1 protein-coding gene is annotated in these 11,989 nt (G+C 57.5%); it reads right to left on the bottom strand.

The genetic code is table 11. From position 1 onward, the window contains the following. Positions 1 to 455: 455 nt before the first annotated feature. Positions 456 to 11,960, bottom strand: a complete 11,505-nt coding sequence (locus ABX749_RS07420; RefSeq protein ID WP_372895415.1) for a LamG-like jellyroll fold domain-containing protein — start codon at positions 11,958 to 11,960, stop codon at positions 456 to 458. Positions 11,961 to 11,989: the final 29 nt, after the last annotated feature.

Here is an 11,989-nt window from a genome sequence, read left to right as displayed (position 1 = left end):
TGTTTCCGATCGGGCACTCTTGTTCGTGTAATTCGTGTGTTTCGTGGTCCACTCTCTTCTCACCAACCGAACGCCAGCAAGCCATTATCAGACCGGCGAAAAGAGTTGGCCCACGGATAACAGCGCGGACCCACGGATGTCATCCGCCGTGTCACGCCGATCCGACGGCAAGCTTGACTGTCGTCATTTGAAATGCTGTGGAGATGCAACCACGAAAGACACGAATGACACGAATCAAGAACAACAAGTTAAATTGTGTTTCCGATCGGGCACTCTTGTTCGTGTAATTCGTGTGTTTCGTGGTCCACTCTCTTCTCACCAACCGAACGCCACACCCTCTTCAGACCGCCACCCCATCGAACGTTCACATCTTTTGACCCAATGCCCGTCTCGATCCAAGATCTACTAACCCGTCCGTAGCGCCCGTCGCGGTTTAGACGTGGCGTTCGATGCGATCAAGAATCGAGTCGCTTTAAGAACCGCAGTCCGAACCGACCGTAGTCTTGGCCGTCGACATCGCCATCTCCGTCGCTGTCGAGCGCCGGATTGAATCCCGCTTGGCCATCGTTCTTCAGGAACGACAATCCGAACCGACCGTAATCCTGGCCGTCGACATCGCGGTCGCCGTCGGTGTCGCCGAAGTGCGCGAAGAACGCGTCGCTTTCGACGTTGCCGATCGCGTACGCACCGCCTTGCAAGCCGTCGGAATCGCCGTCGATCGTGATCGATGTACCCGCCGAGCGGACCTTCGTCGGATCGACCAACAATTGATAGTTGCCGTCGACGAGCGCGAACTTCACGCCGCGTGTCAGTGTGCCGCTAAACGTGATGGTTGCGATCGTGTTGCCTTGCGCGTCCGCACTCAGCGTGAACGCGGTGTCCACGACACCTCCGCCGGTTCCGGTCTTGGATAACTGGAACGCTCCGGCATCGACGTCGACCGCACGGTCAAATTGCACCTCGATCTGCGTGATCGAAGAACGTTGTGTCGCGTTGTTGCCGTCGGTCATGATCACCGCGCCGACTTCGGCCAGATCAACCAACGTCAATCGGACATCGTTCGTGCCGACCGACAGGTCCCACGCACTGCCCAGCGGCGCGGCGGGCAAATCGGCGTTGGCGAAATCGCCGGTGATTCCATCGACGGCCGTCATCAGAACAAACGAATCACCTGGAATCGGCGTGAATCCGGGCATCAATTCGACTTTCAAGTCACCGCCGAGCGCAGCCGATCCGGTATGAATGACTTGGTCGTAACCGTCACGTCCGGGAGTTCGACCGGCAAGTTCGAGGATCAGATCCGCGTTGTCGGAATACGAAACACTTCCATGGACCGAGACGGCGGGACTGAGTCCGGGACTGTAAGTCCCCGTGATGTTGACGTGATCCAGTGGTCCATTCCCGCCGATGTAGCCCGGCAGCGTGATCTGCTGTGTGGGACTGGTGCCGGAGACGCTGCCCGTGATCATCGTCAGCATCGCGATGTCATTGGGCGTATTGAGTGTTCCGTATCCGGTCACGTGATTCCCGCCCTCCAAGAAGACTCCGTTGGCCGCAAAGAGTGTTCCCGGGTTGCCACCGTTACCAAGCGAGGTCAAGGCTCCCAAGACCGCTTGGTTGGCGTCCAGCAACGTCACCATAAAGTCCCCCACATGGATCTCGCCGGCCGAATGAAAGCCTGCGCCGGAGGTGGCATCGCCGAGCACCAGATTGCCGGTCGCTGTGATGTTTGAGCCCGATTCGGCTGCGATCCGCCCGCTGATCGTCCCCGATCCGCGAATCGCTTCGGCGCTGCCCAACGCCAGCACACCGGTCGTAGCAATCGTCCCGCCGGAAATCTCAGTCAACGAAGGTAAGTTAATCGGGTTTGGACTGGAGACGGTCAACGATTGTCCGCCCACTTCGAGCGGCCCGTCGAAGGTCAGTTGTTTCAGATCCAACAGGTCCAACGGTTCAACGCCGGTGAATCGAATCGTGCTGCTCGTTTGACCGCTACTGGCAACGAAGGATGCATCCCCGAGTCCGAGGCTATTCGGAACGTAGCGGCCGCTCGTATCGGACGGATCACCAATGATCCTCAATCGATCGTCACCACCCAGTCCGCCGTTGAAGGTGATGTTCCGCTGAAGCTGGAAGAATCCTCCGGAGCTGAAGTCAACCGTCACCACTTCGCCGATACCATCGCCCCCGTTGACCGTCACCGTGGACGTCTGAGCAAGTTTTTGAGAGAGCACCGAGGCACCGGCGTTGGTGTTATCAATGATCTCAATGTTCAATCCGTTGCGACGGATCGTCAGATCGGTACTGGAGATCGCAGCGAGGTTGATGTTGAGGTCGGCCTGAACCGGAGTGTCAACGACTTCAATCGCGAGCAATTGCTCGACGGTTCCGCCATTTCCGTCATCACTACGGACACGGATCGGATGCGTCTGGCCCGCGGTCAGCGCCGCGTTGACGAGAATCTCGCGACCGGTCAATGAGAACAGACCGCCCGCATTGTCCAGCAACACGTAGGAATGAGCATCCGCCACATCAACGTCTGCAGTGCTAAGCCGACCGACCAACCGTCCGATCGGCGATGAATCCCTGACCGTCGCTTGGCTGATCGTGACGGCCGTCGGCGCTTCGTTTTCTCCTACGACCGTTACCGTGACCGTCGCCGAGCCCGTCAATCCGTTCGAATCGGTGACCGTGTATTCAAACACGTCGGTGTCGGTCAGATTACGAGCCAGCGAAGCAAACGCGCCGTTGGGATCGTATTGATAACTGCCATCCGCGTTGACCGTCACCAACGCTCCGCCAGACGTCTCAACGGCTTGCCCGACCGGGAAGGTGTTTTTGCCGATCGTGACCGCCGTGACGCGGCGGGTGTCACCGGCGTCAGCGTCCCGGTCGTTCGCCAGCAATCCGGCCGCGCGATAGTGATCGGTCACCCGCTGCGTCGAAAGCGCCGAATTGTACAACGCCAATTCGTCCAGCCTTGCACCGGCAAGATCGCCCGCAACGACTCTTCCCGGATGCGGCGGAACGCTCGTGAACGACGCCGTGCCGGTGGCGGCAACTTGTCCATTGACGTACAAGGTCATGCTTGCGTTGTCGAACACCCCGACGACGTGGTACGTCGTGTCCGGCAGCACGGAGCTGCTTACATCGGGCGCAGCGACGCCACCGCTGAAAGCTTCAAAGATCAATCGTCCGCCCGACAAGCGAAGCCCGAAGCCGTTGTTGGCAGACAGATCGGATTGCGAATAAAGGGATCCGGCTGAGGAAACGTCGGATGCATTGAAAAAGACTTCAAATGTCTTCGACGTGTAGTTTGCCGCACCGGAATTGATCGATTCATCGTCGGCAATCGTCACGGAATCGGACCCGCCGACACCGATCGACGTTCCCAGATCCAGGCCGACCAATCCGGTCCGAGCCAATTGAACCGAACTGCTGTAAACTCCATCGGGCGACAAGGGTGACAATTCGTTGGCGGCAATCGTTCCCGAAGTTTCATTGAATTGCCAGTACGCAACCGGCGAGTCCGCCAGCACCACGTCATCGTATCCACCGCCGACTACCGTCACGGCGTCCGAAGCCGATACCGAATTGTCGTCGTCACCCGCGATCGGATCATCGCTGGTGCCGTTGATCGTAATCGTCAACGTCGATGCTGCGAACTTATCTTGATCGGTGACTTCGTAGGAAAACGATTCAAACAGCTTGTCGCCGGCGTTCAAACGTTGAATCGCAGGAAGATTGTTGTTCAACGCGTAGCTATAGGATCCATCACTATTCCACGTCAGGCTGCCATACTGGCCGGCAGCGGGTGAAGCGACTGCGCCATTCACCTTCGATACCGACAGCAGCGTCACCGCATGGTCAACGTCTGTATCGCCGACCAACAGATTTCCAATTACCGGGCTGGCGGCATCTTCGTCCACTGTATTCTCATCCCGCTTCGCCTTCGGGGCGTCATTGACACCGTTAATGGCGACCGTTACCGCGACGGTGTCTTGATCGCCAAAATCATCCGTGACGACGTAATGGAAGGTGTCGGTTTCGGTCTGTCCGGCCGCGAAGGCTTGAATCGATGCCGCGTGGGTCGGATCGTAGGTCAGAACTCCACCGGCCAGCGTGATGGTGGCACCACGCGACGAAACCGCACCAAAACTGTCGAATGACAAGACGTCCGCAGGACCGAGATCCGTGTCGTTGGCAATCAATGCGTCGGTATCGATCGTCAACGGTGTGTCTTCATCGGTCGTCAAACCGCTATCGTCAACACCGATCGGAGCGGCATTGCCAATCGTCATCTGGACATTCACGCGTCGACTGGCTGTGTCACTGTCGGTCACCGTCAAAATCGCCGTGTAAGAACCGTCTTGCGGGTACGTGTGGGTGGCAAAGACCAACGGTTCGCGAACCTCGGCACCCTCTGCGGTCGACGAGACGTAGTGCCGCTGAACATCTGCCGCCGAAAGGGCACGGTCATAAATCGCGACTTCATCCAATGATCCTTCAAACAACCGCGTGTTGCCGCCTGCGGCGAGTGCCCCGAAGGCGAAGTCCAGTGCGCCGGTCAAGACGCCAGTCGAAACCAACGTCACCGAGTCTTCGACGCCGTTGAGGAACAAACGCATCGTGCCGTTGTCATTGACCGCGACCAAATGGTTCCAGGCATTGGCAGAATAGGTCAACGACGAAGTCAAATCCTGACCGCCCGCATTCCCCCCCGGCACACGGTGCAGGAAACGAATCCGGCCGCTGCTGGCCGTTTCAAGCAGCAAGCTGAATCCGTTTGCATCAACCGCCGACAGGATGTCCTGCGTCGGGGTCAACGCGTCAGGCTTGAACCACACTTCGATCGAGTACGATCCACTGGCCAGTGCGCCGGCCGGCACAGCAGCATTCGGCGCGAAACCGGCCCCCGCCGCACCGATCTGAACCGCGCCACCGACAACACCATCGGCCGCGAAATCGATCGTACCCGGCAACGTCGCATCGTGCGAGTTGCCCAGCGTCCCCAGGTTGGATGCGGTATTCGAACCGGATGCCTCATTGAATTGATACTGAAGCAGCGGTTGATCCGCGCGCACGGTCTTGGCATACGCGGTGACATTCAAAACGGTCTGGTCGACCAATCCCGAAGTCCCGTCTCCCCAATCGACCGAGTAGGTGTGCGTGTCGCTGACGCCGGCGTCAATGACCAATGCGATCAAGTTGATCGGAGTGTTCTCGGTTCCCGCGACGCTGTCGACGACCATTCTGGGCGCTGCGTTTTCGACCCTCACGTTCACGTCTTGGGCGGTTCGCACGAACGGAACGGGAACGAATTGCGTCGGAGACCCCGTCAATTCGATCAGGTCCGTGACGCTCACCGAAACGACGTAAGTATCGTCGGCTGTCGCCCGAATGCTAAAGGTTTCGGCGTTATCGACCGGCACGACTTCAAACGTATTGGGCGTCACGGACCAGACCACGCTGCGTGTTGCGAGTTCGTCGACGGTCGGCAATCCCGCGATCGAGAAGGTGATCAAGTCACCCTCCTGCGCCGCCGCTGATGGGACAACGATGGTGAGGGGCGGCGCCGCCTGGACGGTGAAGCTGGTCGTTTCGCTGTTTGAAAGGCGTGACTGCTCGCTCCAGATTTCGGTGAGCGGGTTGTAGGAAAGGAAAACTTCATCGATCGCCAGCGTCGCGGTATAGACACCGCTCTGGATCGGCACAAATTGAATCTCGGCAGCCGTTCCGGTGGCGACCGTCGTGCCGCCCAAGCCGATGGTCCAACTGTATTGTCGAACCACCGACTGGTTGGTTCCACGCAGCAAGCCTGTCGGCGCAACGGGACTGGAGTCTGACGACGCGAAGGTCACGAGCGCCCCGGCTGTCAATACTTCGAGCTGTTCACGACCTTGCGCCCATGTCGGGGCATTCGCTGTGAAGCTGACATCCAGATTCTCCGGGCCGCTATCGGCAGCGGTCTCACCGGTGCCCTCGTCAAGCTTCAACCAAATGCCAAGATCCGCATCGGCCGCGTCGATCGTGCCGTCACGTGCCGCTTCGATTTCTGCTGCTGATAATGATCGCGTCCACACCGCCAGCTCGGCGAGAGACCCGAACATGGCCTGATTCGCTTGGAAACCGCCACCCACAGAATCTTGATCTTGACCGACAACCAGTCCACCGGAAACGAGGGCTAGCGGATCGGTTGGCAAGGCGAACGTCTGAACGCCCTGTGAGACACCATCGATGAAGAATTCGGCCGTGTTGTCCGCTCGGTCACGGACGAGTGCGAAGTGATGGTAGACGCCGTCGTTGATCGCATCGGTCGGGGCCCAATTCCACGTCAGGCGGTTCGAATCCTGGATCGCGATCTGTGCCGACGTCGGTGTCAGTGACAGCCAAAACTCGTTGGCCTCGGCGTTGCTAGTGCCGCGTGCACCGCTGAGGATCGATTGTTGGTTCGTTGCGGTGGTTTGGTACCAAAACGCGGTCGTCAGATCGCCCGCCCCGTTGAGCACACTGTGATCCAGCTCAAGCAGATCGTCGTTGAAGACGACCGCATGCCGGATCTGGCCTGCAACCGCCGTCACTCGTGGTGTGGGATTAACCTTGAACGCTTCCTGGAAACTGCTGGTGCCGCCGTCGGCATCGGCGACCGTCAATTTGACGGTGTAGGTCCCCGCGAATTGGGGCGTGAAGGCGAACTCGATCTTACTGGACGTGATCACCGCTTGACCGTTGTTGGTCGTCACTTCCCAGAGGTACGTGAATCCATCGACCGCACCGGGATCAACGATGTCACGAGCATTGAAGAACATCGGGGTGCCAACGGCGCGTGGACCACTCGGCGGACCGCCGAGTGAAAGCGGCGTCACTCCGGTGTCGGTTTCATTCAAGCTATTGATCGTCGGGGCCACGTTTGCGACGTCGAATTTCGTATAAGAACGATCCGTACCGTCTTCACCATCGGACGTAGTGATCGACAGCGTATAAGTGCCATCGTCCGTAGCCGTAAACGGGGCTGCCAGTGACGGTGGTGTCGTGCTCGTCCACTGCGGAGAACTAAGTCCAAGTGGGCGATGATTTTGGATTTCCACAGCCGTGAGTGCAGTGCCGTAGACCGCCACTTCGTCGATTGTCCCGTTGAAACTGTAACTCTCCGTTGAAGGTGCCCAACCTAGGTACAACGAGGATGTAGAGTGGTTGATCGCCGTGCTGTAGGGCTTGGAAGCCACCTGCACGCCGTCAAAGTACAATCGCAAATTTGCACCGTCGTAGGTCGCCGCGACATGCGTGAACTGATTCGGTGTGATCGCGAACGAGACGCGGTTATTGCTCCAGTGATTGACGAAGAAATGGAGTGCGTTGTTTTCGTAGTAAAGCCCGTAACCGTCGTTCCAGGACTGTGTCGACGTCTTCATGACCACGCCGTCGTAGTTCGTCGCTCCCTGGACGTTCACGAAGGCTTCGATTGTCAACGCGTTCGGTCTCAGCAAGGGATTGTCGGGAATACTGACACGCGAGTTGCTTGCCCCAAAGCTGGCTGCCGTATTGCCGGTCAGTGCCCCGGGTTGCCTTAAAACCGCGCCATTCTCGTACGTACCCGTGAAGTTATTGGGGGAGTCGTCGTGAGCGTTGGCGCCATTGGCTTCACCCAACCGCCAATAACCGCGGGGCGAGTCGCCCAAGACGTTTGCGCTGATCAGCGAAGCATCGTTGGGTAACACGATGGCGTCTTGCAACAGGGGGCCACGATCTCCCGCCGTTTGATCAGCACCCTCGTCGAACGTCAAATACAGTCGCAAGTTGTCATCGGTTGTGTCGATATCGCCGCGTCGAACCTCGTTGACTTCCTCGGCAGTGAGCGCGCGATTCCAAATCGTCAACTCATCGAGCGAGCCGACGAGCGCTTGCGCAGAATTAAACCCTCCACGATAAGAATCTTGCTCTTGCCCAACCAACAATCCGCCTCTACTAATGGAAAGCGGAGCCTGATTGACGAGATCCTTGGTCCCCTGCGAAACGCCGTCGACAAAGAGCTCGGCTTTGTTGGTCTGCAGGTTGCGCGAGATTGCATAGTGGTGATAGACATCATCAGTGACATTCAGCCCGCTCCAGCTATATTCTGAGGTGTTGTGAGTTTGAAGACGAAGGACGGAGCCCTGTAGATAAATCAGATACTCGTTGTCATTGCTCACGTTCGAACCGCTGACAATGCTCTGCAAGCCTGTCTTGGCCGTCTTTAGCCAGAAGGTTGTTGTCACGTTCGTGGCGCCGTCCAACGTGAAACTGGATAGTTCCAACACGTCATTGTCAAACTCGAGCGCATTTCGAACCAGACTGGTGGTCTGACCGACCGGATCGGTGATCGACACACTGGTGACCAGATTGGGCAGATCGTCCTCGCCGGGATCGGTCACGACGATGTCGTCGGAGGTCGTCAAGAACAGTTCCCAATCGATCAAGCTACCTGCATCACTGTTGGAGTCATCGGTAATCTCAAGCTGCCAGACTCCGTTGGGCGTCCTTCCGTTGAAATCCGCCAGCGATCCTTCGGGGCTGAACGTCCCGGTAAACGGTGCCGTCCCGGCATTGATCGACACACTCGCCGCATCATCCAAGATGGTGTTCGTGAAGTTGGGGTTTCCAGCGCCGACATCCGAGAAAAGCTCGACCCGCGTTCCGTCCGGTGCGATCAGGAAAACATCTAAATCGGCATCAAAAGTATGTTGGATGTTCAAATGGATATCGACGTCCGCGATCTGACCCGGCAAACCGCTGACAGGAAGATCCGAGGTCGTCACCGTGCCCGATGCCGGACCGATGGGCTGGGGCACATCGCTCGAGGCAAATGTGCCTTCGACGATGACCGGAAGCCGGACGTCCGTTGCCACGACTGCCGGACCCAACATGACCTTCTGACCTTCTTTCAATCCGTTCAAGTTGGGGATCGCGTCGATCGTCGGCGAAGCGTTACGGAAGAAGATCGGGAACTTGTTGCTTCGAATCGTCGCCGTCGACGTGCCCTCGTCTTGGGGGACGAAACTGATGGGTGCGGCAGGACCATCCGCGTTGGTATCCCCGGTGACGAACCAACTGGCGTCTGACGCAGTCGTCCAGGTCGCACCGACGAGTGTCGCCGGACTCGTATTGAGACTCGCATCGGCGGTCGTCACCCCCGTGCCTTCATTGAAGGGCCAATCGGCGATCAGCCCCGGCGTCTGGGACGGAGCGAAACCGTTCATGCTGGTCGTGATTTCGGCTGCGTTCAAGGGACGATCCCAGACACGCACCTCGTCGATCTGACCTTCATAGAACTGGCTTGCGCCATCCGTGGAGCCGATTGTCAAATTGGTAGTGGAATTGTCATAGCCGATAAGACTGTTTTCGTACCGGAGCACGCCATCGACGTAGAAACTCACTCCCGCAGGGGCGAACGTCACCGCCACATGTTGCCACTTGGTATCGTCGACCGGCACACCGGTATACAAATAGTTGTAACCGTTGCTGACAAACCAAATGTTGCTGCTGTGTATCAGTCCCCAGTCGCTGCCACCATTGTTGGTATGGAAGACCACCTCCAGGTCGGGGCCACCGGTCGGTCGCACCCATGCTTCGATCGTCGTTCCCACATTCTCGACGATGTTGATTTCGTCATAGGAGCGACCGGCGGTGGTACTTGGGAATTCATCGTACTGTTGGAATTTGATTTGGGTGATCTGTCCCAATGTCAGACCAACCGCTGCGGCTTCAGCCGCAAGGTCGATGTTGTATTGACGATTCTGGCCGAGCGGTTGATCCGGCGCATTGAAGATCGGGTACCAAGTCGTACCGTTGGCACTGATCGAGATCCCGTCTGCCGGTGCGCTGCCGGTATAGCTGCCAGCGGCGAACGGCTGTTCTTCATCACCAAAATCAGTGTGCTGGAAAGTCATGACCGCGTCGGAGAGGCCGTTCAGATTGACCGTCCAAATCGCCTCGTTCGGGTCAACCGCATCTGCGGGCCAAGTGGCGTTACCGACCAAGGTCCCCGAGTTTCTATTGGATGACAGATCCCGTGTGACGCCGCCCGTGCCTTCGTTCATCGGCCAGTAACCGATCAAATCGGTTGCCCCATCGGGCTCCACAGACACGACAACGTTCATCCGGTCCTGAATTTGGCTCACCGATAATGGCTGATCCCAAACGCGGAACTCGTCAATCCGTCCTGCGAAGCCCTCGGTCGAACCAGTTCGACCGCCGATCATTAGATTACCGGAAGATGATTCAAAACCGATCGTCGTATTGCTGTACGCCTCAACGCCGTTTTCGTAGAACCGAATCCCTTTGTTCGCACCTTGTGGATCGAAAACCAACGCCAAGTGTGTCCACTCATTAAATTTCACGGGCACACCGAGGTACGCCCCTCCGGTGCCGTTAAGGATGTGCCAGTAACCATCGAAGTGGTAGAGCGACCAGTCACGAAAGCCACCATTGTCGGTGCTGAACACGTATTCGACAGGGCTGCTTCCCTCAGTGGGATAGATCCAGCTTTCGAACGTTGCGCCTGTTGTCCCCGCGGCATCGATGATCTCAATCTCATCGAATCCGCGACCGTCACCACCTGCACCTATAGCAACGTCGTCGTACTGCTGGAATTTGATCTGCAAAACGGAATCGATCGAAATTGGCAACGAGTCGGCAACCGCCGCCAGATCTATCGTCACCGGCAACCACTGGTCGTGTTGTTGGTTCAGCTCGGCGGCCGTTCCCCAAATCCGATACCAAGTGTCTCCATCATCGACGCTGATGGAAACGCCATCACCATTGACACTGCCAGGAAACGAATCATTCAATAAGGAGTCTTCTTCGTCGAAGTAATCGATGTTTTGGAAGGTCAGAACCGGTGACGCAACTTCGGTTACATCCACGGTCCAGATTGCTTCATTGGGCGCTCTACCAAAGGTGGTTACTCTCGACGTGAGCGCGGGACCATTCACCAACGTCGCGGGACTGGAACGCCCGCTCGTTTCCGGGGACGACGTTCCATTGACTTCGTCAAATTCCCAATGGCCGACGAGATCTTTTGTCGTGACGCGCCCGTTTTTCGCGTCCATCACCTCGTCAACCGTTACCGCTCGATTCCAGATTGCGACGTCGTCAAATTCACCTGCGTACAGAAGGGTTGTATGAGCAGGTGACCGTCCGAGTTCAAGGTCACTTATCTCAAGAGCATTGTGCGCCCCTCCGCCAGTCACACTGGATGCGAGAGCGCCATCAAAGTACAGATACCACTCATTCGCCGACGTCTCTCGGACCAACCCATAGTGGTGCGCCACGCCATCGTTGAAATTTCCGGGCAATGTAAAGTATCGGAAGCCGGCACCCGTATTGAGTTCAGCCTGATTGTTACCGAAATAGTAGAGGTATAACTCTGACGCGTTCGACGAATCGACGCCGCCAATGGCCATCATATTCGTGTCGCTTGTTTTCATCCAAAAGGAGACCGAAAAGTCGATGCTGTTATGCAGCGCAGCCGCGGGCAAATCGATGTAGTCGTTCGTTCCATCCAGCTGAACCGATTGCTGAGCCGGTGAATCCATATACAGAGCGTGCGTTCCCCCGCCTGTTGCGCGAGTGTCGACGACCTCCGTGCGGCCGCCGTGGAACGGAATGTTCCACGCGCCGCCGGTGAGAGCACTGGATCCGGAATCAAAACTTTCGCTCGCGATTTCAACCGCGCTCTGGTTGATATTCAGTGTGGTGTGCACTCCATCGTTTGATCCATCAAGCGAGAGCACTGCGCGCCGCAGCGGGGGCAACGTGACCGTGTCCCAAATTTCGCCGCCGTTGATCGTCCCGTCATTGGCACCCGCCAAATCGTTGGCTGTCGTCCCGGCACCGAGACTGAGCGGCCAATAGGCCTGTAAATCGGCACTGTCACTGGAGACGCGAAGATCGTAATTGGCCTGGACTTCGGCCTCCGACAAAGGCTTGGCCCAGACACGTGCTTCGCTTA

Source organism: Stieleria sp. (assembly GCF_041595215.1).
GTDB classification, from domain to species: Bacteria; Planctomycetota; Planctomycetia; order Pirellulales; family Pirellulaceae; genus Stieleria; species Stieleria magnilauensis.
Note: the sequence above shows the minus strand (reverse complement) of the source record. Positions and strands in the feature narration are given on the sequence as shown.